Raw genomic sequence first — 26,793 nt, 5'->3', positions numbered from 1 at the left:
CATATCGCTGTCAGTCCTCGGAGTGGTAGGCCAGATTGATCAAGTCGTCGAGATCGAGTTCGTCGATGGACTCGTCCGCGCTGCGCTCTGCGGACGCGTCCGCGCCGTGCTCAGCTGTCTCGCCGGGGCGTTCCTGCCCGTGAGCGAGTCGCATGAGCGCCTCCAGCAATCCGGAGTCGCGGAGCTGGCTCAGCGAAATCGTTTGGAGCGCACTGCGAATCTCGTCCTCGGACGCATCCGCCGACGCGTCGGGTTGGTGGTCGTCGGTGAATTCTTCGGCCAGGTATCCGGCCAGCGCCTCCGGTGACGGGTAGTCGAAGACCAGCGTCGCGGGCAAGGACAGGCCGGTAGCGGCCTCGAGGGCGTTGCGGAATTCGATAGCGGTGATCGAATCGAAGCCCAGCTCGTTGAACGCCCGGTCGGCCGCGATGGCCTTCGCGTTCGAATGCCCCAGGACCGCGGCCACCTGGTCTCGAACCAGGTCGATGAGCACACCGAGGCGTTCGCCCTCGGGTGTGTCGACCAGCCGGGCGCGCAGTGCGGCCGGGGCGGCCGATACCGGGCGAGCGGGGACGAGCCCGGACAGCAGGGCCGTCGCGAACCCCGCTGCGCGGAGTCCCTCCCGGTTGAGTCTGGCGAGAACCGGTGCCGCCGCGGCGATTTCGGCGGCGGCGTCGAACAGCGCCAGACCCTGCTCCGCCGACAGCGGCAGCATTCCCGAACGGGCCATGCGCCGCCGGTCGACGTCACCGAGCTCGTCGCCCATGCCGCCGTCGCCGCTCCACAGCCCCCACGCGAGGGACTGCCCGGCGCGCCCGGATGCCCGGCGGTGCGTCGCCACCGCGTCCAGGCAGGCATTGGCCGCGGCATAGTTGCCCTGCCCCGGATTGCCGAGCGCTCCGGCCGCCGAGCTGAACAGCACGAACGCCTTCAGCGGTAGCTCGGCGGTCAGCTCGTGCAGGTGCAGGGCCGCATCGACCTTGGGTCGCAGCACCGCATCCATCCGATCCGGGGTCAGCGAGGCGATGGCGCCATCGTCGAGCACACCGGCGGTGTGGAACACGCCGGTGAGCGGACGGCTCGCGGGGATGGCGGACAGTACCTCGGCGAGCGCGGCACGATCGGTGACGTCGCAGGCGACGAAGTCGAGGTCGGCGCCGCCGCCGCGTAGTTCGGCCGCCAGTTCGGCGGCGCCGGGCGCCGATTCGCCACGCCGGCTCAGCAGCAGCAGGTGCCGGGCACCGCGGGTGGTCACCAGGTGCCGGGCGAACAATCCGCCCAGGAAGCCACTGGCGCCGGTGATGAGCACGGTCTCGTCCGGGCCGAAAGCGATGCTCGGGGCCGATGTGGTCGTCGCTCGGGCGAGTCGCGCGCCGTGCACTTGCCCGCCGCGCACGGCCACCTGCGGTTCCCCGGAGGCCAGAATCCCGCCCAACGGCCTGGCGACGTCGGAATCGGTGTCGACCAAGACGATTCGACCCGCACTCTCCGCCTGGGCCGAGCGAACCAGGCCGGCCACGGCGGCGCCGGCGAGATTCGTAATATCCTCCCCGGCAACGGACACCGCGCCGCTGGTTCGAATCACCAACGCCGCCTGGGCGGATCGGCCGTCGGTGATCCAGTTCTGAAGCACGTGCAGCACAGCGTGAGTCGCGGCGCGAACGGCGTCGGGATCATTCCCCGCCGGGACATCCAGGACCACCGCGGCCGGGACCTCGGCACCGAGATCCGCCCACGACACGGTGCGTACCTCGCTGTCGGACACCGACAGCGGCGTCCATTCGACCTGGTACAGCGCATTGTCGACCTTGGCTGTACCTGCCGCGAGCTGTGCGGTATCGATCGGCCGGGCGGCCAGTCGGCGCACCGTCGCCACCGGAGCGCCGGTCGGATCCGCGAGATCCACTCGCACAGTGCGGTCGCCGATGCGGGTCGCGCGCACGCGCAAGGCGTCGGCTCCCGTCGCGTGCACGGTGACCCCGGACCATTCGAACGGCAACGCCGGTCCGGCCTCGCCGGTGCGTCCCGAGCCGCCGATGAGCAGGGCATGCAGCGCAGAGTCGAGCAGTGCGGGATGGAGTCCGTATTCCGCGGCGTCCCGTGGGTCGGGCAGCGCGACCTCGGCGAACACTTCGTCGCCGCGCTGCCATGCCGCCCGCAGACCCTGGAAGGTGGGTCCGTACTCGTACCCGTCGGCGCGGAGTCCGTCATAGACACCGCCGACCGGCAGCGGCTGTGCTCCGATCGGCGGCCACGCGGTGAGATCGGCGACCTCGGCCGCGTCACCGGCGGTGAGCGCGCCCTCGGCATGCGGCGTCCATGACGCTGCCGGGTCGCTCTCGCTGTCGGCGCAGGAATAGATCCGCACCGTGCGCTGACCCGTCTCGTCCGCGGCGCCGACGACACCGCGCACCGCGACCCCACCCGTCTCCGGCAGCACCAGCGGCGCGTGCAGGACGAAGTCCGCCAGTGTCGAGAGGCCCAGCCGGCTGCCCGCCCGCAGGGCGAGTTCGACCAGACCTGCTCCCGGGAACAGCACCGTGCCGAGCACGCCGTGATCGGCCAGCCAGGGCTGCGTCTGGACCGACAGGCGGCCGGTCAGGATCACACCGCCGGTGTCCGGTTGTGTGATCTCCGTGGGAACCAGCGGATGTCCGGTGGTGGCCAGGCCCATCGATCGGGCATCACCCTTGCCGGTGGATCCCTCGGGCACCCAATACCGGTGACGCTGGAAGGCGTAGGTGGGCAGGGGGATCCGCCGGGCTCCGGTGCCGTCGTACCACGCGGCCCAGTCGAGGTCGGCGCCGGAGACGAACAAACCGGCCGCACCGTTCGACACCGACACGGCGTCGGCTTTGCCGCGGCGCGCCATCGGCACCACCGTGGCGGCCGGGTGCCCGCCGTCGAGGGTCTGGACGATCATCGGGGTCAATACCGCGTCGGGGCCGATCTCGGCGAACCTGGACGCACCCGAATCCGCCATCGCGGCAACGGCATCCGCGAACCGCACCGTCTGCCGAACCTGACCGGCCCAGTACGACGGATCACACATCCCGTCGCCGATCCGCGCACCGGTCACCGTCGACACCAAGGCGATAGTCGGCCGCTCGAACGTCACATCCTCGATCGCCGTGGTGAATTCGGCCAGCATCGGTTCCATCAACGCCGAATGGAACGCATGCGAAACCCGCAAACGTGCGGTCCGCCAACCTTTCTCAGCGCACACCTCGGCAACGGCCACGACCGCGTCCTCGGCACCGGCGATCACAACCGACGACGGACCGTTCACCGCCGCCACCGACACCTCGCCCGGCAGCAACGGCAGCACATCGCTTTCGGCGGCGCCGATCGCGACCATCGCCCCACCGGCGGGCAGGGCTTGCATCAACCGGCCGCGCGCGGCCACCAGCACACACGCGTCGGGCAGCGACAACACTCCGGCCACATGTGCCGCGGCGACCTCGCCGATGGAGTGACCGGCCACCATATCGGCACGCAGACCCCAGGATTCGAGCAGCCGGAACAAAGCCACCTCGAACGCGAACAACCCCGCCTGCGCGAACACCGTCCGGTCGACGAGCTCGTCGGACGTCAACGCCGCATCCAGCGGAACCTGCTGTGCCAGCAAGGGATTCAGCTCGTCCACGATCGCGTCGAAATGGTCGGCGAACACTGGATACGCCTTGCGCAACTCGGTCGCCATCCCGGCCCACTGCGCGCCCTGCCCCGAGAACACCACCGCGGTCGAGCCCGCCACCGCGCGACCCGACACCACGCCGGGTGCGTCCGTGCCCGAGGCCACCGCGTGCACGCCCGCGATCAGGTCCGCCCGGCCGTCGGCCAGCACGACGGCCCGATGGGTGAACACGCTGCGCGTCGATGCCAGCGAGAAGCCGATATCGATCGGATCATGCGCTGCCACAGGCGATCCGTGGTCTGCCTCCGGCGCTGTCGCAACATCCAGCTGCGCGGACAGCCGGGCCGCCTGGCCGGCCAGTGCCGCGCCACTTCGCGCCGAGAGCACCCACGGCAGCGGTGCTCCTGCCGGAATCGCTCGCGCCGGGGGCTGTGCCACCGCAGGTTCGGGCAGCGGGGCCTGCTCGATGATGACGTGCGCATTGGTACCGCTGATGCCGAACGACGACACGCCCGCACGCCGCGCCCGGCCGACCTCCGGCCACGGCACCGCCTCGGTCAGCAACCGCACATGGCCCTCGGTCCAATCGACCTTGGTGCTGGGGTGCTCCGCGTGCAGCGATCGGGGCAGCAGCCCGTGCCGCATCGCCATCACCATCTTGATCACACCACCCACACCCGCCGCGGCCTGCGCGTGCCCGATATTCGACTTCAGCGACCCCAGCCACAGCGGACGGTCCGTCGCGCGCTCCTGCCCGTAGGTGGCGAGCAGCGCTTGGGCCTCGATCGGATCGCCCAGTGTCGTTCCGGTGCCGTGCGCCTCCACCGCGTCGACGTCGAGGGGCGTGAGACCGGCATTGGCCAGGGCCTGGCGGATCACCCGCCGCTGCGACGGACCGTTCGGTGCGGCCAGCCCATTCGACGCGCCATCCTGGTTCACCGCCGAACCGGCGATGACCGCGAGGATGTCGTGCCCATTGCGGCGGGCATCGGACAATCGCTCCAGCACCAGGACGCCGACGCCTTCGGCCCAGCCCACCCCATCGGCCTTGTCGGAGAACGACTTACAGCGCCCGTCCGGCGACAATCCGCGCTGGCGGCCGAACTCGAGGAACATATCCGGCGTCCCCATGACCGCGGCGCCACCCGCCAGGGCCAGATCGCACTCGCCCGAGCGCAGCGACTGCCCGGCCAGGTGCATGGCCACCAGCGATGACGAACACGCCGTATCCACGGTGACCGACGGCCCCTCCAGGCCGAATACATACGACACCCGGCCCGAGACCAGACTGCCCGCGGCGCCGCTGCCGGTACCGGTGGCCTGGGCGTAGTCGTGATACATCAGACCGGTGAACACGCCGGTCGAGCTGCCCCGCAGCGCCGCCGGATCCAGACCGGCGCGTTCGAAGGCCTCCCAGGAGACCTCCAGCAGCAATCGCTGCTGGGGGTCCATCATCGTGGCCTCGTTCGGGCTGATCCCGAAGAAGTCGGCATCGAATTCCGCCGCGGAGTACAGGAATCCACCGCTGCGCGTGTAGGTCTTACCCGCCTTGCCGGGTTCGGGATCGTAGATGCCCTCGAGGTCCCAGCCGCGATCCACCGGCATGGCCCCGGTGGTGTCGCCGCCCTCGACGACCAGTCGCCACAGGTCTTCCGGCGAGGCGACCCCGCCCGGATAGCGGCAGGCCATCGCCACCACGGCGATCGGCTCGTCATCGGCGCGGACCCGGCTCACCGCGCGCTCCTCGACGGCGGCGGTGCCGGTGAGCTGCGCACCGATGAAGTCGGCCACGGCCCGCGGGGTCGGGTAGTCGAAGATCAGCGTGGCCGGGAGCTGCAGCCCGGTCGCGGTGTTGAGCTGGTTGCGGAACTCGATGGCGCTCAACGAGTCGAACCCGAGCTGCTGGAAGGCCTGCTGCGGTGCGACAGCCTCGCTGGAGGCATGGCCGAGGATCCCGGCCGCCACGGTGCGGACGAAATCGACCAGCGCACTGTCCCGATCGGCGTCCGAGCGGCCCGCCAGCCGTCGCAGTAGCGCCTGACCGGCCGGGGTCCGGTCGACCCGGCGCGCCGGTGCCGGGACCAGTCCCCGCACCAGCGGCGGAAGCTGCTCGCCCCGGGTGCGCAGCACCGCCGGATCGATCCGCAACGCCACCGTCTGCGGACTCTTCGCGGCCACCGCCGCGTCGAACAGCGCCAGCCCCTCGGGCTCGGACAGCGGGGGGAAGCCCTGCCTGCGCATCCGATCGAAGTCGTCCTCGGACAGCTCCGCACCGAGCCCGCTCGACCGCTCCCACATGCCGTAGTCGAGGGCGGTCGCGGGCAATCCCCGGGCGTGCCGATGCACGGCGAGGGCGTCCAGGAAGACGTTCGCCGCGGCGTAATTCGCCTGACCCGCGGCCAGCACCAGCCCGCCCGCGGAGGACAACAGCACGAACAACGACAGCGACTTGTCGCGCGTGAGCTCGTGCAGATGCCACGCGGCATCCACCTTGGGGCGGAACACGGCGTCGATGCGATCCGCCGACATCGATTCGATCACACCGTTATCGGCGATTCCGGCCGCGTGCACCACGCCCACCAGCGGATGCTCCGCGGGGATACCCGCCAGCAGAGCCGTCAGCGCCGACCGATCCGACACGTCGCACGCCGCCACGGTGACCTCGGCGCCGAGCTCGGCCAGTTCGTCACGCACTGCGGCGGCGCCGGGGGCGTCCAAGCCGCGCCGGGACGTCAAAAGAAGGTGGCGCACACCGTATTCGGTCACCAGATGGCGGGCGATCACCGCACCGAGGCCGCCGGTGCCGCCGGTCACCAGCACCGTGCCGGGCGCGACCGGCGCGGCATCTGTGCCCGGTATCCGGCGGGTCAACCGCGGTACGAGCACGGTCGATCCGCGCAACGCGGCCTCGGGTTCCCCGGCCATGGCCGCCAAGGTGTCCGCGGCGACCGCGCCGCCGCCCTGCTCCACATCCAGTAGCTGGAATCGACCCGGATGTTCGGCCTGCGCGGCACGCAGCAGACCCCATACCGGCGCTTGGTCCAGGCCGACCTGCTCGGAACCGTCCACGGTCACGGCGTGTTCGGTGAGCACCACCAAACGTGAAGTGGCGAATCGGGTTTCGGTGATCCACCGCTGAACCGTGTCGAGCACACCGCGCAGCACCTGCCGTGCCGCGTCCGTCGGCGAGCCGTCGTGGCGCGGGCATTCGAGCAGCACGAGATCGGGAACGACCGGATTCGTGGCCTCGTCCAGATCGGTGATCAAGGCCGCGAGGTCGCGGTACCGGCGCAGCGAACCGGTATCGCCGCGCCCGGCACCGAGAATCGCGATGCTGTCCGGGTCGATGGTCTCCGACGATCGCTGCGCCGCGACCCATTCCACGGTGAACAAGGCGTCCGGCGTCCGGCCGGCGTTCAGGCGTTCGACCGGCACCGGCCGAGATGCCAACGCGCCCACCGACACGACGGGCCGGCCCTGCTCATCGGCGATCCGCACGGCGAAGTCATCGCCCACGGGAACACTGCGCACCCGCACGGTGGCGGCGCCGGGCGAGTGCAGTACCACCCGGTTCCATGCGAACGGCAAGACCGCCTCACCGGCCTTGCGGCCGTGCAGGATCCCGGCGTGCAGGGCCGCGTCGAACAGCGCGGGATGGATCCCGAAACCGTCGGCGTCCTGGGGATCCGGCAGCGCGACCTCGGCGAACAATTCCTCGCCGCGTCGCCACGCCGCCCGCAGGCCCTGGAAGAACGGACCGTACCCGTATCCGAGTGCGAGCAGATCGTCATACGCGCCGTCGACATCCAGGGGCTGCGCGCCGACCGGAGGCCAGGTGACCAGGTCGAAATCGGCGGCCACGTCCTGAGATCCAGTGTTCGGGGTGAGGGCACCCTCGGCGTGCAGCAGCCACGGACCCTCGCCCGCCTGCCGCGAATGCACGCGCAGCCGTCGACGACCGGCGTCGTCCGCGTCGGCCACCACGACCTGCACCGCGACGCTGCCCTCGGCGGGCAGGGTCAGCGGGGTGTGCAGGACGAGTTCCTCGACGACGTCACAGCCCAGCAGGCCACCGACGTGGGCGGCCAGCTCGACGAATCCGGTACCCGGCAGCAGCACCGTGCCGTGCACGCTGTGGTCGGCCAGCCATTCCACCGAGTCCAGCGACCACCGGCCGGTGAAGCTCACCTGACCCGAATCCGGATGCGGCACCACAGCGCCCAGCAGCGGATGGTCCACCGTCTCGAGCCCGGCGTCGGTCACGCCGCCCAGCTCGGTACCCATCCACGACTGCGCGAGCAGCTTCCGGGCATCGAGCCAATACCTCTCGCGCTGGAAGGCATAGGTGGGCAGGTCGATTCGCCGCGCGGAGGTACCGGCATAGAACCCGGCCCAGTCCACCTCGGCGCCGGACACGAACAATCCGGCCACCCCGGTCAGCAGGGTGGCGGCGTCGGCGCGGTCTCGCCGTGCCAGCACCACCGCGCCCTCCGCGATCTGCGCGACCATCGGGGTCAGTACCGCGTCGGGACCGATCTCGGCGAACCTCGACACACCTGAATCCAGCATCGCGGCAACGGCATCGGCGAATCGCACGGTATCGCGGACCTGACCCACCCAGTACCGCGGATCGCTCATCTCGCCGGTCACGATCGCGCCGGTCACGGTCGACACCAGCGGAATCGTCGGCTCGGTGAAGGTCAAACCCTCGATCGCCGAGGCGAATTCGGCCAGCATGGGCTGCATCAGCGCCGAGTGGAAGGCGTGCGAGACCCGCAGACGATGGGTGCGCCAACCACGGTCGGCGCACGTCTCGACCACGGCGAGAACCTCGTGCTCGATTCCGGACAGCACCACCGACGACGGTCCGTTCACCGCCGCGATCGCGACCCCTGCGGTCAGCAGGGGCGCCACCTCGGCCCGCGACGCACCGACGGCGACCATCGCGCCGCCGCCGGGCAGGTCCTGCATCAACCGGCCGCGCGCGGCCACCAGCACACACGCGTCGGTCAGCGACAGCACCCCCGCCACATGTGCGGCGGCCACCTCACCGATCGAGTGGCCCGCGACCATATCGGGCCGCACGCCCCACGATTCGAGCAATCGGTAGAGCGCGACCTCGAAGGCGAACAAACCGGCCTGCGCGTACACCGTCCGATCGACGAGGTCCTCGGACGCCAGCGCGACACTCAGCGACTCCGGCTGCCCCAGCAGCGGATCGATCTCGGCGACGATGGCATCGAAACGCTCGGCGAACACCGGATACGCCCGACGCAACGCGCTCGCCATCCCGGCCCACTGCGCACCCTGACCGGAGAACACCAGCCCGGTCGAACCCGGAACCACGCGACCGGACACCACACCCGCGGACTGCGCGCCCTCGGCGAGCGCCCGCGTCCCCGACAGCAGAGCGCCTCGGTCGTCCCCGAAGACGACAGCCCGATGCTCGAAGACGCCGCGTGTGGAGGCCAGCGAGAAACCGACATCCGCCGGATCCCGATCGTGCTCGACCACAGCCGAGACCAGCCGTCCGGCCTGACCGGCGAGCGCCGCACCGCTTCGTGCCGAGACCACCCACGGCAGCACCCCGGCTACCGGATCGGCTTCGCCCACCGGAACGGCCTCGACGCGGCCAGGGGTCCGAGCCGGTTCCGCCGCAGCCTGTTCGATGACGACGTGCGCATTGGTGCCGCTGATACCGAAGGACGACACCCCGGCGCGCCGCGGCCGATCCACGTCCGGCCACGCCACCGGCTCGGTCAGCAATTCGACCCGCCCCGCGGACCAATCCACCTTGCTCGACGGCCGATCCACATGCAGCGTCCGCGGCAGTACCCCGTGCCGCATCGCCATCACCATCTTGATGACGCCGCCCACACCCGCCGCGGCCTGCGCGTGCCCGATATTGGATTTCAACGACCCCAGCCACAATGGCCGGTCCGCGGCGCGCTCCTGACCGTAGGTGTCCAGCAGTGCTTGGGCCTCGATCGGATCACCCAGCGTGGTGCCGGTGCCGTGCGCCTCCACCACGTCGACGTCGCCCGGCGCGATCCTCGCATTCGCGAGCGCCTGCCGGATCACCCGCCGCTGCGAGGGACCGTTCGGCGCGGTCAAACCATTCGACGCGCCATCCTGATTCACCGCGGAACCGGCGATCACAGCAAGGACTTCGTGCCCGTTGCGCCGGGCGTCGGACAACCGCTCCAGCACCAGCACACCGGCGCCCTCGGACCACGCCACACCATCGGCGGCGTCGGCGAACGACTTGCTCCGCCCGTCCGGGGCCAACCCGCGCTGGCGACTGAACTCGACGAAGACCTCCGGTGTCGCCATCACGGCCACACCGCCCGCCAGGGCCAGATCGGACTCGCCCGACCGCAGGGACTGCCCGGCCAGGTGCATGGCCACCAGCGATGACGAGCAGGCCGTGTCCACGGTGACCGACGGCCCTTCCAACCCGAGGACATACGAAACCCTGCCGGAGGCAATGGATCCCGAGTTCGCGTTGGCCGGGTAGTCGTGATACATCATGCCCGCGAATACTCCGGTGGCACTGCCCCGCAGCGCGGCCGGATCGATGCCGGCCCGTTCGAGGGCCTCCCACGAGGTCTCCAACAGCAGGAACTGCTGCGGATCCATCGTCGCTGCTTCATTGGGGCTGATCCCGAAGAACGCCGGATCGAATTCGCCCGCGGAGTGCAGGAATCCACCCGCACGGGTGTAGGTGGTGTTCGGCCGCTCGCCGGTGGGATCGTAGATCCGCTCGGTATCCCAGCCGCGATTACCGGGGAACTCCGAGGTCGCGTCGACGCCGTCGAAGACCAATGACCACAGGTCTTCGGGCGAAGTGACGCCACCCGGGTACCGGCACGCCATGCCGACGATCGCGATCGGCTCGTCGGCGACGACTTTCGCGGTGACCGCGGTGTCCAGCGCGGTGCCGGTCAGCTTGTCGGCCAGGTGCTCGGCGAGCGCCTGTGGTGTGGGGTAGTCGAAGATGACGGCGGCGGGAAGCGACAGTCCGGTGGCGGTTTTGAGACGGTTGCGCAGCTCGACGGCGCTCAGGGAGTCGAAACCCAGGTCCTGGAACGTGCGACCGGGCTCGATCGCGGACACGCCGTCGTCGCCGCGCACGGCCGCGATCTGGGTGCGCAGGGTATCGAAGACCAGCTGGCGCTGCCGTTCGAGGTCCAGGCCCGAAAGCCGTTGCTGTAGACCGGAAACCGGCGACGATGTCACCGCGCGCCGGCGGGCGGCCGGGGCCAGGTCCCGGAGCACGGCGGGCAGCAGCCCGGTTTCGGCTCGATCGCGCAGCGCGGCGGTGTCGAGGGTCGCGATCACCGTGTGCGGCGCGTTCCGTCGCAGTGCCGCGGCCCAGCCGCGCAGCGCCTGCTCGTCGGTGAGCGCGGTGAATCCGCCCCGGCTCATCCGAGCCACGTCGGACTCCTGGAGGTGCGCGGTCATGCCGCGCGAGCGGGCCCACGGACCCCAGGCCAGCGATTGACCGGGGAGCCCACGGGCCCGGCGGTGGGCCACCAGCGCGTCGAGGAAGGTGTTCGCGGCCGCGTAATTGCCCTGCCCGGGGCCACCGAGGGTGCCCGAGACCGACGAGAACACCACGAACGCGGCCAGATTCGAGTCTGCGGTCGCTTCGTGCAGATACCAGGCGGCGTCGGCCTTCGGCGCCAGCACGGCATTCATCCGCTGCGGGGTCAAGGACGCGATGGTCCCGTCGTCGAGCACACCCGCGGCATGGATGACACCGGTCAGGGGCCACTCCGCCGGCACCTCGGCGATCAGCTCGGCGACCGCCGCGGCGTCCGCGACATCACAGGCCACGACCGCCACCCGGGCGCCGAGCTGCTCCAGTTCGGCGCGCAGGGCCGCCGCTCCCTCGGCCTGCGGGCCGCTGCGGCTGGCCAGCAGCAACGACCGCACGCCATGTTCGACCACCACGTGCCGGGCCATCACCGCGCCCAGACCGCCGGTGCCGCCGGTGATCAACACGGTCCCCGCGCCGAACGCGGCGACCTCGTCACCGCTGTCCGCGCGTTCATATGCGGGCCGCACCAGGCGAGCGGTATGGATGATGCCGCCGCGCACCACCACCTGCGGTTCGCCCACCGCCGCGATGGCGGACGCGGTGTGCGCGTCGATGCCGGTGTCGCTGTCCACCAAGATGATTCGGCCCGGCTCCTCGGCCTGCGCGGCGCGCACCAAACCCCACACCGCCGCGCCGGGGAGGTCGGTGAGCTCCTCTTCGGGCAGGGCGATCGCGCCGCGGGTGGCGATCAGCAGCGTGCTCGCCGCGAACCGTTCCGTAGCCGGCCATTCCTGCAATATCGCGAGGATCCGCGCGATTTCGTCATGGGTGGCGGCCACGACACCGGTGGCGTCGGTGGCGTGCCACCCGGAACCGGCTTCGACGAGCACCACCGGAGGCATGTGTGCCGCGTCATCCAGCCCGTCCCAGCGCGGAACCTCGGTGTCGATCGCGGGTTGCGCGGTCGCGGCCGGTGACCATACGAGTGCGAGGACGGGGTCGGCCACGCCGCCCGACGCGGACGCGACGAGCCGCTCGAGCGGCATCGGCCGTGCCGCGACCGATCCCGACAGGACCGGCTGCCCGTATTCGTCGGCCACCCGCACCGACACCGATGATCCGCTCGGGGTCAGGCGCACCCGCAGCACGGCGGCTTCCGCGGCGTGCAGTCGCACCGAGTCCCACGCGAACGGCAGCGCGACCTGTCCGGCCGTGACCGTGAACGGCGACTCGTGTTGTCCCGCATCGCCTTCGGACGCACTCGCCAGGTACCCGGCGTGCAAGGCGGCGTCCAGCAGCGCCGGATGGATTCCGAAACCTTCGACCCGCACTCCGGTGTCCGCGTCGGCGGCGATCTCGGCGAACACCTCATCGCCGCGCCGCCACAGCGCCCGCACACCCTGAAAGGCCGGACCGTACTCGTAGCCACGGGCGAACAAGCTCGAGTACGCCGCGGCGACCTCGATTTCGGTCGCGGCTGTGGGTGGCCACGCCTCGTTCGCGGGCTCGGCCGCACCGTCGGCGACGGTCAGCGCGCCTCGCGCATGCAACACCCACTCGTCGTCGTGGTCGTGTTCCCCACGGGAGTAGACGGCGACCGGTCGCCGCCCCTGCTCGTGCCCGCCGACGACGACCTGGATCTGCACACCGCCCGCCGCGGGCAGCAGCAGCGGAGCCTGCAAGGTGAGCTCCTCGATCACCGGGCAGCCGACCTCGATTCCGGCCCGCAGGACCAGCTCCGCGAAACCGGTTCCCGGCAACAGCGCCGCGCCGCCGATCACATGATCGGCGAGCCACGGCTGGGCCGTGAGCGACAGCCGCCCGGTCACCAGGACCGCGCCCGACTCCGGCGCCGAGAGCACCGCGCCCAGCAGCGGATGCTGGACCGCACCCAAACCCGCGGCTTCGACCCCGGCATTGCCGCCGACCGGGTCGATCCAGTAGCGGCGACGCTGGAACGCATAGGTGGGCAACGGGACTCGCGCGACCGGCCGTCCGGTGAACAGCGCCGTCCAGGTGACATCGGTGCCGACGGCGTGCGCCTGCGCGAGGCAGGTCACGAACTGCTCGACCTCGGCCCGCCCACGGCGGGCTCCGGCCATCACCGCCGCCTGTGCTTCGACCTTCTCCGGCAGACACTGCCTGGTCATCGCGGTCAGTACCGCATCGGGGCCGATCTCGAGGAATCGGCGGATGCCCGACGCCACCAGGGTATCCACGCCGTGCGCGAACCGGACGGCCTCGCGTACCTGCCGGACCCAGTAGGCGGGGTCGAGCACCTCGTCACCGGCAATCCCGCCGGAAAGGTTCGAAACCAGTGGAATGCTCGGTCGGCTGTAAGTCAATGCCCCTGCGACGGCGGCGAATTCGGCCAGCATCGGGTCCATTCGGTGGGAATGGAAAGCATGCGACACCCGCAGCCGCGAGGTCTGCCGGCCGCGCTCGGCGCACCGCTGCGCGATCGTCGTCACCGCCTCCTCGTCGCCCGAGACAACCACGGCCACCGGCGAATTCACGGCGGCGATCGCCAGCCGCCGGGCCTCGTCGGCGAGCAGCGGGGCGACCTCGCCCTCGCTCGCGGCGATCGCGAGCATCGCGCCCCCGGCCGGCAGCCGCCCCATGAGCCTTCCGCGTGCCGCGACCAGGCGGCACGCGTCCGGCAGCGACCACAGACCGGCGAGGTGCGCGGCGGCCAGCTCACCGATCGAATGCCCGATCAGCGCGTCCGGCGTCACGCCGAAGGATTCGAGGAGCCGGTAGAGCGCGACTTCGTAGGCGAACAGCGCGGGCTGGGTGAACTCGGTCCGATGCAGCGCCTCCGCATCCTCGGGACCGTCGCCGACCGCCCGGCCGGTGAACATCAGCTGCCGCAGCGACGTGCCCAGCAGCGGGTCGAACCGCGCGCAGATCTCGTCCAGCGCGGCCGCGAACACCGGAAACGCCTCGTACAGTTCGCGACCCATGCCGACGCGCTGGGCGCCCTGTCCGGTGCACAGGAAGGCGGTCTTGCGCGTCACGGCTCGGCCCGTGACGACATCGCTCGCCGATCCGTGCTCCGCGAGCTCGGCCAGTCCGGCGAGCATGGCCTCGCGGTCGCCGGCCACCACCGCGGCCCGCCACTCCAATCGGGCGCGGCCGGTGACCAGTGAATAGGCGATATCGCCGACCGTCAGGTCGGGACGTTCGCGCACCCACTCCAGCAGTTTGGCCGCCTGCGCGCGCACCCCGTCCTCGGTCTTCGCGGAGAGCGGCAGCGCGGCGATCTCGGAGACAACAGGGGCGATCTCGGAGACAACCGGGGCGATCCCGGAAACAGCCCCCGCACCGGCCTCATTCGCCGAATCGGCCGTGGGCTCCACCGGGGCGGGCGCCTCTTCCAGGATCACGTGCGCATTGGTGCCGCTGGCGCCGAAGGACGACACACCGGCCCGCCGCACCCGCTCGCCCGCGGCCCACGGCTCGGCCTCGGCCAGCAGCCGAACAGTGCCCCCGGACCAGTCCACATGTGATGTCGGGGTATCGACATGCAGTGTCGCGGGCAGTGTTTCGTGCCGCATCGCCTGCACCATCTTGATCACGCCACCGACGCCGGCCGCGGCGGAGGTGTGTCCGATGTTCGATTTGAGCGATCCGATCCGCAACGGCTCGCCGACGCGATCGCGACCGTAGGTGGCGATCAACGCCCGCGCCTCGATCGGGTCGCCGAGCTGGGTACCGGTGCCGTGCGCCTCGACCGCGTCGATATCGGCGGGCGTCAGACCGGCATCGGCGAGCGCCTGCGCGATCACCTTCTCCTGGGACGGGCCGTTCGGTGCGGTCAGCCGGCTGCTGGTCCCGTCCTGGTTCACCGCGGTGCCGCGCACCAGCGCGAGAACGGGGTGGCCATTGCGGCGCGCGTCCGACAGCCGCTCGACCACGAGCATGCCGAGACCATCGGAGAATCCGGTCCCGTTGGCCCCCGCGCCGAACGCCCGGCACCGGCCGTCCGGGGACAGCGCGCGCTGCCGGGCGAAGCTGATGAGCTGGGCGGGATCCGACATCACGGTGACACCGCCGACCAGGGCCAGCGATATCTCGCCCCGGCGCAGCGCCTGGCCCGCGAGATGCAGGGCGACCAGCGACGACGAGCACGCGGTGTCCACCGACAGCGCCGGACCCTTGAAACCGAGGCTGAACGACACCCGCCCGGACAGGATGCTGGCCGAAACACCCGGGTGGGCATTGCCTTCGGATTCGGCGCTGTGACCAGGCGCGCCGACCCGGCGGCCGTAGTCGAAGTGGATCACGCCCGCGTAGACACCGGTGTCGCTGTCGCGCAGCGACACCGGATCGATGCCGGCGTTCTCCAAAGCCTCCCAGGACGCTTCGAGGAACAGCCGCTGCTGCGGATCCATCGCCTCCGCCGTGCGCGGTCCGAGGCCGAAGAATCCGGCATCGAAATCGCCCGCCGCGTCGAGGAATCCGCCCTCCCGGGCGTACACGGTCCCGGGCACGTCCGGGTCGGTGTCGAACAGCCGCTCGAGATCCCAGCCGCGGTCGGTGGGGAACGGGCCGATCGCGTCGGTGCCGGAGGCCACCAAGTCCCACAGCCGGTCCGGAGTGTCGACGCCGCCCGGGTACCGGCAGCTCATGCCGACGATCGCGAGCGGTTCCCCGGCCTGCTCCTCCAGCTGCTGGATGCGCTTGTTGGCGGTGCGCAGATCCCCGGTGACCTTGCGCAGATACCGGCTGAGGCGTTCCTCGTTGCTGCTGCTCGGATTGGTCATGCTGGGCCGAACTCCTCGTCGATCAGATCAAACAGTTCATCGTCGGAATGGGATTCGAGGTCGTCGTAGACACTGTCGGACCACGCGTCACCCAAATGGGCGTGCAGACGGTCGGTGATGCCACGCAAGGCCGCGATGGTCTCGTCGGAATTGCCGCTGTCGGCGATGATCCGCTCGACCATGGCCTCGAGCTGCGCGACCTCGGGCGGCACCGCCGCCGACGGCGTGGGTGCGGCCGCCGGTGCGGGTGCCTCCGCCAGCGCCTGCTCGAGCAGATAGCCCGCCAGCTCTCGCGCGGTGGGGTAGTCGAAAACCAAGGTCGAAGGCAGCGACAGCCCCGCCACCCTCGACAGCCGGTTGCGGAACTCCACGCCGCCGAGGGAATCGAAGCCGAGTTCGTCGAAGCCGCGATCGGGACCGATGTCGTCGAGCGACTCGTAACCCAGCACCGTGGCCGCGTGTTCGCGCACCAGGTCGAGGACGACGCCGTGCCGCTTGGCTTCCGCCACCCCGTGCAGCCGCTCCCCGAGCGAGGGTCCGTCACTCACCCTCGCCGCCGTCCGGCCGCCCGCGCGCACGAATCCGCGCAGCACCGCCGGAACCGACCCGGTGTGTGCTTCGACGCGCAGCTTGTCGGTGTCGAGATGCAGCAGCGCCGGCACCGGCTCCGCCGTGGTCAGCGATGCGTCGAACAGCCGCAGGCCCGCGTCGTGGTCCAGCGGCGCCAGGCCCAGCCGGTCCAATCGGCTCATGGCGGTGCGATCCAGGGTGCCGGTCATGCCGAGGTCCTGTCGCCACGGACCCCAGGCCAGGGCGAGCCCCGGCAGCCCGTCGGCCCGGCGGCGCAGCGCGAGTGCGTCCAGGAAGCCGTTGGCGGCAACGTAATTCGCCTGTCCGGCCGAGCCGATCATGCCCGCGATCGAGGAGAACATGACGAACGCCGACAGGTTCAGCTCCCGGGTGAGCTCGTGCAGGTGCCACGCCGCCTCGGCCTTCGGAGCGAACACCTGGTCGATCCGGTCGGTCGTGAGGCCGTCGAAGGTGCCGTCCGCGAGCACGCCGGCGGCGTGTACGACGCCGGTGAGCGGGTGCTCGTCCGGCAGGTCCGCCAGCAGTTCCCGCAGGGCGTCGCGGTCGGTGACATCGCAGGCGGCGATGCGCACGTGTGCGCCGTATCCGGAGAGCTCCGCCGCGAGTTCCGCTGCGCCGTCGGCACCTTCACCGCGCCGCGAGACCAGCAGCAGCCGATCGACACCGTGCGCGGTGACCAGGTGCCGGGCCAGCAGCGCCCCCAATCCGCCGGTGCCGCCCGTGATCAGCACGGTCCCGGTGCCGAAGGAAATCGGTTCACCCGCAGCAGACGTCACCGGCTCCAGCCGGGGCGCCAGGACGCTGCCGCCCCGCACCGCCACCTGTGGCTCGCCGGTCGCGATGGCGGCTCGGATCGCGTCGGCCGAAAGTTGGTGCGTACCAACGGATCTATCCACGTCGAGCAGCGCGATTCGATCCGGATACTCGGCCTGAGCGCTGCGGATCAGCCCCGAGACGGCGGCCGCCGCGGGATCCGGACCGGAATCGGGCACGGTCGCCGCGCCCTCGGTCACGACAACCAACCGCGACCGTCCGAACCGTGCGTCGGCCAGCCAGCCCCGGACCAGATCCCATGCGGCATGGACACGAGCACGCGCGGACTGTTGCGACGCGCCCGGTAGTCCGGCGGCTTCGGACCAGACCACGACGTCCGGAACGGCCGGGGCGGCGGCCAGCGCCGCCAGATCCGGATACCGCTCCTCGATGCCGGTCACGACCGCCGCTCCGAGCACGGCCGCGCTCCCGATCGGGGCGGGAGTGTCCGGTATTTCGACCGGCGCCCACCGTAACCCGTACCGGCCCGCGCCTCCGCCCGACAGCGTGGCGCGGAACTGGTCGAGGTCGTAGGAACGCATGACGACTTCGTCGATGGACACCACCGGGTTGCCGTCCTGGTCCACCGCCACCACGGCGATCGCCTCGCTGTTGCGCCGTACGGCCATCACGCGCATCGAGGTGACCGGGGATGCCGTGTGGAATTGCGTCGCACCCCAGCGGAACAGGAGTTTGCCCTCGGCGGGGTTGCTGTCGAGATCCGACCAGATCAAACTGACGAGCCCGGCGTGCATCACCATGTCGAACAGGCCCGGATGCAGCTGGAACCCGTCGCCGGGCACCTCCGGGTTCAGGGTGATCTGGGAGAACGACGTGTCACCGCCGTGCCAGGCGGCGTCGATGCCGCGGAACGAAGGACCGTACGCCAGCCCGGCGACCCGCGTCGCATGCTCCGGAATCCACTCGGTATCAACGGGTTCGGCGCCGACCGGCGGCCATGGCGTACTGCGCAGCATCTCCATCAGGCCGAGGTCGATCAGCTCGCGCCCACTCAGTACGCCGCTGGCATTGCGCGCCCACTCGCCGTCGGGGAGGCGATAGTGGAATGTGAAGGACCGGCGTCCCGCGGTATCCGGTTCCCGCACCAGCACTTGGAGTTCGACCTCGCCGTCCGCGGGCGGCAGGATCGGCCGCTCGAGGATGAGTTCGTCGACGACCTCGCAGTCGATGCGCCGTCCGGCGACCAGCAGCATCTCCATGAGCGCGGCGCTGGGGACGACCACCACACCGTAGGTGGTGTGGTCGGTGATCCACGGGTGCGTGCGCAGCGAGAATCGACCCGTGAACATCCACTCGTCCCGATCGGCCACCCGCACCACATCGGTGAGCAGGGGGTGCTCGGCGGCGTCGGACCGCCGCTGCGCGAGGCCCGGTTCGAGCCAATAGCGCTGGTGTTGGAAGGCATAGGTGGGCAGGGCGATTCGTGGCGACGGGCGGTCGCCGAACAACGGCGTCCAGTCGACGATCACACCCGCGGTGTGCGCCTGGGCGAGCATCGTCACGAACTGCTCGACCTCGTCGTGGTCCCGGCGGGCCGCCGCCGCGACCACCGCGCGCGACTCGATATCGGCGGGCAGGCTCTGCCGGGTCATCGCCGCCAGGACGGCGTCCGGCCCGATCTCGAGGAAGCGGCGCACGCCCGAGGCCACCAGCGTCTGCACGCCGGGCGCGTAACGCACCGCGGCGCGCACCTGCGCCACCCAGTAGTCCGGTTTCAGGATCTCGTCACCGGCGATCTCGCCGGAGACATTGGATACCAGAGGAATCCGTGGGGCGTGGAAGGTGGCCGCGGCGGCGACGGTCTCGAACTCGCCCAGCATGGGCTCCATCAGGTGCGAATGGAAGGCGTGCGACACCCGCAGCCGGTTCGTCCGGTGGCCCCGTTCGGTGAACAGCCGGTCGAGGGCGTCGACGGCGTCGGCGTCACCGGAGACGACCACGGCGGCAGGCGCGTTCACCGCCGCGATCGAGATCCGATCACGGTATTCGGCGATCGCGGCGGCGACCTCGGCCTCGGGTGCGGCGACCGCGAGCATCGCACCGCCCTCGGGCAGTGCCTCCATCAGGCGGCCGCGGGCCGCGACCAGCGCGCAGGCATCCGCCAGCGACCAGACGCCGGCCAGGTACGCCGCGGTCAGCTCGCCGATCGAATGGCCCACCAGGACATCGGGTGTCACGCCGAAGGACTCCAGCAGCCGATACAGCGCCACCTCGAACGCGAACAGCGCGGGCTGGGTGAAGCGGGTGCGATCGATCAGCTCTCCGGTGAACATCACTCGCCGCAGCGAACTTTCGAGCAGCGGATCGAACCGCGCGCACACCTCGTCGAGCGCCGCGGCGAATACCGGGAAGGCCGCGGCGAGTTCCGCGCCCATCCCGGCCCGTTGCGCGCCCTGGCCGGTGCAGAGGAACGCGGTTTTCCCGGCGCCCACGGTGCCGGAAGCCACTCCGGCGGTCGCGGTCCCGGCAGCCAAGTGCGCCAGTCCGGCGAGCAGTTCGCCACGATCGGCGCCCAGCACCGCCGCCCGCACCTCGTGCTGGGCGCGGGTGGTGGCGAGCGCGTGCGCGACCCGCGCCGGATCGGTGCCGGGGTGGTCGATCAGCCACCGCTGGAGCTTCGCCGCCTGCGCCCGAAGCGCGGTGTCGTTCTTGGCCGACACCAGCCAGGGCACCGTACCGAGTGGGTGGCCGCCGGATTCCGCCGAAAGGGCGGGCGCGGGTGCCTCTTCGATGATGGCGTGCGCGTTGGTGCCGCTGACACCGAACGACGACACCCCGGCGCGACGCGGCCGGTCACCGGCCGGCCACGGGTGCGCCTCGGTGAGCAGCGCGACGTCGGCGGCGGACCAGTCCACGTGCGGGCTGGGTTCGTCGACATGCAGTGTCTTGGGCAGGGTTTCGTGCCGCAGCGCCTGCACCATCTTGATGACGCCGCCGACACCCGCGGCGGCGACGGTGTGGCCGATATTCGACTTGAGCGAGCCGATCCGCAGCGGGTTCCGCGCGCGATCGCGCCCGTAGACCGCCATCAGCGCCTGCGCCTCGATCGGATCACCCAGCGTGGTGCCGGTGCCGTGCGCTTCGACCGCGTCGATGTCCGACGGCGACAGCCCAGCGTTCGCCAGCGCCGCGGTGATCACGCGTTCCTGGGACGGACCGTTCGGCGCGGTCAGGCCATTGCTCGCCCCATCGGAGTTGATCGCGGTGCCACGCACGAGGGCGAGAATGGTGTGCCCCAGGCGTTTCGCGTCGGAGAGCCGCTCGAGCACCAGCACCCCGGCGCCCTCGGAGAAGGCGACGCCGTCGGCCGCCGCGGAGAACGCCTTGCACCGGCCGTCCGGGGACAGTCCGCGCTGCCGTGCGAAATCGACGGACAGATACGGGCTGGCCGCGACCGTCACGCCGCTGGCCAGCACGAGGGAGCTCTCCCCATTGCGCAGCGCCTGAGCGGCCAGGTGCAGCGCGACCAGCGAGGAGGAGCAGGCGGTGTCCACGGTGAACGCCGGACCCTCCAACCCCAGCGCGTAGGCCACCCGCCCCGACATCACGCTGCTCGTGGTGCCGGTGAGCCGATAGCCCTCCAGCTCACCGCCCACCAGGTCGACGTAACCGGATGCGCCCGCGCCGACGAACACCCCGGTATCGCTGCCCCGCAACGAGTGGGGGTCGATTCCGGCGTCTTCGAGCGCCTCCCAGGACGTTTCGAGGAGCAGGCGCTGCTGCGGGTCCATCGCGGACGCCTCCCGGGGACCGATCCCGAAGAATCCCGGATCGAAATCACCCGCCCCGTCGAGGAATCCGGCGCGCCGCGAGTAGACGGTCCCGGGCTTGTCCGGATTCGCGTCGAACAGTCGCTCCAGATCCCATCCCCGGTCGGTGGGGAAGTCGCCGGTCGCGTCGATCCCGGCGGACACGAGATCCCAGAGCTCGTCGGGTGATTCGACGCCGCCGGGAAACCGGCACGCCATGCCGACGATGGCGATCGGTTCGTCGGCTCGAACCCGGCGCACCGCCTTCTTGACGGGTTCGCCCGCCGTCGGTTCGATGCGGGACAGCACCAGCTTCGCCACCGCCGCCGGGGTCGGATGATCGAACACCAGCGTCGACGGCAGTTGCAGACCGGTGGCCTTGCCCAGCCGGTTGCGGAACTCCACGCCGCCGAGCGAATCGAAACCGATCTCGTCGAAACGCTGATCCGGCCGGATGTCGGCCGCGGAGTCGTGACCCAGTACCGCCGCGGCCGCGGACAGCACGGCCTCCAGCACCACATCGCCGCGCCGTGCCGCGGGTATTTCGGCCAGCTGAGCACCGAGCGTGCCGGCCGCCGCGACCGCGGTCGGGGTGGCGGCCCGCGCCCGGCGGGGGAGGAATCCGCGCAGGACCTCGGGCACCTCGGACTCGTCACCGGTGCGCAGGGCGGCGGCATCGAACCGGATCGGCGCCAGTCGCGCCGAGCCGTGCCCGAGTGCCTCGTCGAAGAGGCGCACACCGTCGGCGTCGGCGAGTGGGCTCAGCCCCAGCCGTTCCCAGCGCGCCAGCGCACCACGGTCCAGCCCGCCGGTCATACCGCTGGACTGATTCCACGGACCCCACGCCAGCGAGGTCGCCGCGAGACCGGCGTCGCGGCGGCGCTGGGCCAGGGCGTCCAGCGCGGCATTGGCCGCGGCGTAGTTCGCCTGGCCCGAGGTGCCGAGGACGGCCGCGATCGAGGAGAACACCACGAATGCCCGGACCTCCCTGCCCCGGGTCAGTTCGTCCAGATGCCAGGCGCCGTCGACCTTCGGCGCGAGGACGCGGTCGATCTGTGCGTCGGTCAGTGCGGAGACGGTTCCGTCCTCGAGCACGCCGGCGGTGTGCACCACCGCGATCGGAGTGTCGCCGGAGCCGATGTCGTCGAGCAGGGCGCGCACCGCGTCGCGATCGGCGACATCGCACGCGACTACCCGGGCGTGCGCCCCCAGCCGGGCCAATTCCGCTACCAGGTCGGTGGCGCCCGCGGCATCCGGGCCACCGCGTGAGGTCAGAACCAGATCGTGCACACCGTATTCGGCGACCAGGTGCCGAGCGAACAGCGAACCGAGACCGCCGGTGCCGCCGGTGATCAGTACCGTCGCTCCGTCGAACGCCGCTGTGCGGTCCACGGGTTCGGTTGCGGCACTGTAAGTCTCGGCCGCACGTCGGAGCCGGGGAACCAGCACGCGAGTGTCACGCACCGCGACCTGTGGTGCGCCCGTGGCCAGCGCGGCGGCGATCCGATCGGGAGTCGACGCAGGTGCGGCGGGATGCTCGTCGATCAGGACGAATCGACCGGGATGCTCCGACTGCGCGCTGCGCAGTAGTCCCCATACCGCGGCCGCCTCCGGATCGAGGGTTTCCCCCGGGAGGCCGGCCCCACCCGAAGTCACCACTACCAGCCGGGTGTCGGTCAATCGTTGCTGCGCGAGCCACGAGCGCAGCAGGGCCAAGGTCGAGTGCACCCGTGCGCGGATCGCGTGTGGTTCGCCGGAATCCTGTGCGGTTGAGGATGAAGCGGCACGCCACACCACTGCTCGAGGAAGATCGGCGGCGGCGAGATCGGCGACCGATGAGTATCGCGTATCGAAATCTGTTGCCGTGCCGGTTGATTCCGCATCGGTGAGCAGAACGAGGGTGGGCGCCGACCCGGCGACCGCGGCGCTCGGGTTCGGATCCTCCTCCCAGCGCACCTCGAACAGCGCGGCGTCGTCGGCCGACAGCGCACCGCGGAATTCCTTGACGTCGTACGGCCGCATCACCACGGCGTCCACCGAGACAACGGGATTGCCCTCCGGATCGACGGCCGCGACCGCCACGGCTTCCGGCCCCTGGGCGACCGCGATGACCCGCAGTGCGGACACCTCGGCGGGCCGGGTGCCCGCGGTCGGCGCATGGTGGAACCGAGCGCCGGCCCAGCGGAAGAGCAGTTTGCCGATGTTCGGATCGGGGTTGCCGTCACGCCAGATCAGCCGGGAGAAGGCGGCGTGCATCACCATGTCGAGCAGCGCGGGATGCAGGGTGTGGCGTCCCGAAGGCGCTGCCGCGGTGGCGCTGAGGTCCGAGTTCAGGGCGATCTCGGAGAAGACGGCGTCATCGCGCTGCCACACCTGCTGGACCCCGAGGAACGCCGGACCGTATTCGAGTCCCGCGTCCGCGGCGATCTGCGCGGGGAGACCGGCACTGTCGAGGTGTTGGGCGTCGGCGGGCGGCCACGATTCCGCCCGCAGCCGGGAGAGCACTTCGGGTTCGCGCCCGGCCGACGTCGCGAGCGAACCCGTCGCGTTGTGGATCCATTCGTCGGAAGCCGATGTGCGGAAATAGAATTCGAACGGTCGATGCCCGGTCGCATCGGGGGCCTGCACCAGAACCTGCAGTTCGATCTCATCGCCGTCGGACGGCACGATCGGCGCTTGCAGGGTGAGTTCCTCGACTGCCTCGCAACCGATTCGGCCGCCCGCGACGAGCAGGAACTCGATCAGCGTGGCGCTCGGCAGGACCAGCACGCCGTACGACATGTGGTCGGCGATCCACGGATGGGTCGCCGCCGATAGCCGGCCGGTGAAGAGCCACTCGTCCGAACCGGCCAATCCGAGTACGCCGGTGAGGATCGGATGGTCCGACAGATCCGCGGCCGCGGCGTGGTCGGGATTCAGCCAGTAGCGGCGACGTTGAAAAGCATACGTGGGCAGGGCGATAGGAGCCGTGCCGCGCCCGGCGAAGGTCGAGCGCCAGTCGACGCGCGCGCCGGTGACCTGGATCCGCGCCACGGCCGCGACGAACTGCCCGACTTCTTCGGACGATCGTCGCGCCAGGGCCACGGTCGCCGGGGCAGCCGCGAGGTCGGTGTTGTCGCCCAGGCATTCGCGGGTCATGGCGGTCAGTACCGCGTCGGGTCCGACTTCGACGAAGCGGCTGACCCCGTCGCCGCGCAGGGTGTCGATGGCGGGCGCGAAGCGGACGGTGGCGCGGACTTGCTCCACCCAGTACTCGGGATCGGTCAGGGAAGCACCGGCCGGCTCTCCGGTGACGGTCGAGACGATCGGCAGAGCGGGTGCGTGGTACGTGAGTTTCTGTGCGACCGAGCGGAACTTGTCGAGCATCGGCGCCATGCGCGCCGAATGGAAGGCATGGCTCACCCGTAGCCGCTTGGTCCGGATGCCCTGGGCGGCGAGTTCGCGCTCGAGGGTCTCGATCGCCTCGGCATCGCCGGACAGGACCGTCGAGGCGGGACCGTTCTCCGCGGCTGTCGAGACCCGATCCGACACTGCCGCCATGATCTCGGAGGCACGCGCCGCGTCCACCGCCACGGCGAGCATCGCGCCGCCCGCGGGCAGCGCGCCCATCAGGCGGCCGCGAGCCGCCACCAGCGCGCAGGCGTGCGGCAGCGACAGCACTCCGGCGACATGCGCCGCCGCCAGCTCGCCGATCGAGTGACCGACCAGCACATCGGGTGTGACACCGAAGGATTCCAGCAGCCGGAACAGTGCCACTTCGAAGGCGAACAGCGCGGGCTGAGTCCATTCGGTGCGGTCCAGCACTCCCTCGGAGTCGGTGAACATCACCTCCCGCAGCGACCGTCCGAGTACCCGATCGAATACCGCGCATACCTCGTCCAACGCGGTGGCGAAGGCCGGGTACGCGCTGTAGAGGCCCGCGCCCATCCCGACGCGTTGCGCACCCTGACCGGTGAACAGGAAAGCGGTGGTGCCGGAATCAGCCTTCTCCGCGACCGAATTCGGCTCGCCAGCGGCCAGATCCGCCAAACCGGCCAGCACTTCGGCGTGGTCGCGCCCGGTAACCGCGCCGCGCCAATCGAGCAGGGCGCGTGAGCCCGCCACCGCGTGTGCCACTTCGCGCAAGTCCACGTCGGGGCGCTCGGTCAGCCATTGCCGCAGTCGATCCGCTTGGGCGCGCAGCGCGGCTTCGGACTTGGCCGAGACGACGAGCGCGACGGTGTCGGCCGAGTCGCGCGGCAAGATTTCCGCCTCGGCCGCGACCTCCGCCGGGGCCGGAGCTTCCTCGAGAATGAGGTGCGCGTTGGTGCCGCTGGCGCCGAAGGAGGACACACCTGCCCGGCGTACGCGTTCCCCGTGCGGCCACGGGTGGCTGTCCCGCAGCAGGCGGACCGTACCGGCGGACCAATCCACGTGCGGCGTGGGCTCGTCCACGTGCAGCGTCTTCGGCAGCACACCGTGGCGCATGGCCTGCACCATCTTGATCACGCCGCCGACACCCGCGGCGGCCGAGGTGTGGCCGATATTGGATTTCAGCGAGCCCAGCCGCAACGGCTCACCCTGGCGGCCCGCGCCGTAGACGCCGATGAGCGCCTGCGCCTCGATCGGGTCGCCGAGCATCGTGCCGGTTCCGTGCGCCTCGACCGCGTCGACGTCGGCGGGATCCAGTCCGGCATTGGCCAGCGCCTGGGCGATGACCCGCTCCTGGGACGGGCCGTTCGGCGCGGTGAGGCCGTTGCTCGCACCGTCCTGGTTGACCGCGCTGCCGCGAATCACCGCCAGCACGTGGTGGCCCGCGCGCTGGGCGTCCGAGAGTCGTTCCAGCACCAGCATTCCGAGTCCCTCGGAGAAACCGGTGCCATCGGCGGCGGCCGCGAACGCCTTGCATCGGGCGTCGCTGGACAACGCCCGCTGCCGGGCGAAAGCGATCAGGAGCGACGGGTCCGACATCACGGTGACGCCACCGGCCAGCGCCACATCCGTATCGCCGGAACGCAAGGCCTGGCAGGCCAGATGGATGGCGACCAGCGAGGACGAGCACGCGGTGTCGACCGCGATCGCCGGGCCGGTGAACCCGAAGGTGTAGGCGATGCGTCCCGCCAGGACGCTGTTCGAAACACCCAGGTAGGCATGGCCTTCGGTCTCCGCGCCGATAGCGGCCGAACCGATGCGCGGGCCGTAGTGCTGATGGATGACACCGGCGAACACCCCGGTCTCGCTGCCCCGCAGCGACGTCGGGTCGATTCCCGCGTCCTCGAGGGCCTCCCAGGCAGCCTCCAGCATGAGCCGCTGCTGCGGATCCATCGCCGCCGCCTCGCGGGGGCCGATGCCGAAGAAGGCGGCATCGAAATCACCGATGTCGTCGAGGAATCCACCGTCGCGCGTATAGATGGCGCCCGCCGCGTCGGGGTCCGGGTCGAACAGTCGCGCGAGGTCCCAGCCTCGATCGGCCGGATAGCCGCCGATGGCGTCGACGCCGTCCGCGGTCAGCTGCCACAGCTGTTCGGGGGATCGCACGCCGCCCGGGTACCGGCACGCCATACCGACAATGGCGATCGGTTCGTGCATTCGATCGGTGAGCGTGCGCAGCCGCTGCTTGGTGTCGTACAGCTCCTTGGCGGTCTTCTTGAGGTACCGGCGCAGTTCGTCGTCGTCAGCCATCAGTGAAACTCC

Annotated in this window: 2 protein-coding genes; both read right to left on the bottom strand. The window is 70.8% G+C overall.

Annotated features, from left to right (window positions below):
• Positions 1 to 10: 10 nt before the first annotated feature.
• Positions 11 to 15,946, bottom strand: a complete 15,936-nt coding sequence (locus ACWELJ_RS00370; RefSeq protein WP_452364009.1) for an SDR family NAD(P)-dependent oxidoreductase — start codon at positions 15,944 to 15,946, stop codon at positions 11 to 13.
• Entirely contained in the window at positions 15,943 to 26,781 is a 10,839-nt protein-coding gene (locus ACWELJ_RS00365) for a type I polyketide synthase (protein ID WP_452364008.1), read from the bottom strand. Before ACWELJ_RS00365 ends, ACWELJ_RS00370 begins: the two co-directional genes overlap by 4 nt.
• Positions 26,782 to 26,793 lie beyond the last annotated feature (12 nt).

Source organism: Nocardia sp. NPDC004582, from assembly GCF_053602115.1.
Note: the sequence above shows the minus strand (reverse complement) of the source record. Positions and strands in the feature narration are given on the sequence as shown.

Coding starts and splice junctions, on each gene's coding strand:
- ACWELJ_RS00370 (WP_452364009.1), bottom strand. CDS start 15,946: ATGACCAATCCGAGCAGCAGCAACGAGGAACGCCTCAGCCGGTATCTG.
- ACWELJ_RS00365 (WP_452364008.1), bottom strand. CDS start 26,781: ATGGCTGACGACGACGAACTGCGCCGGTACCTCAAGAAGACCGCCAAG.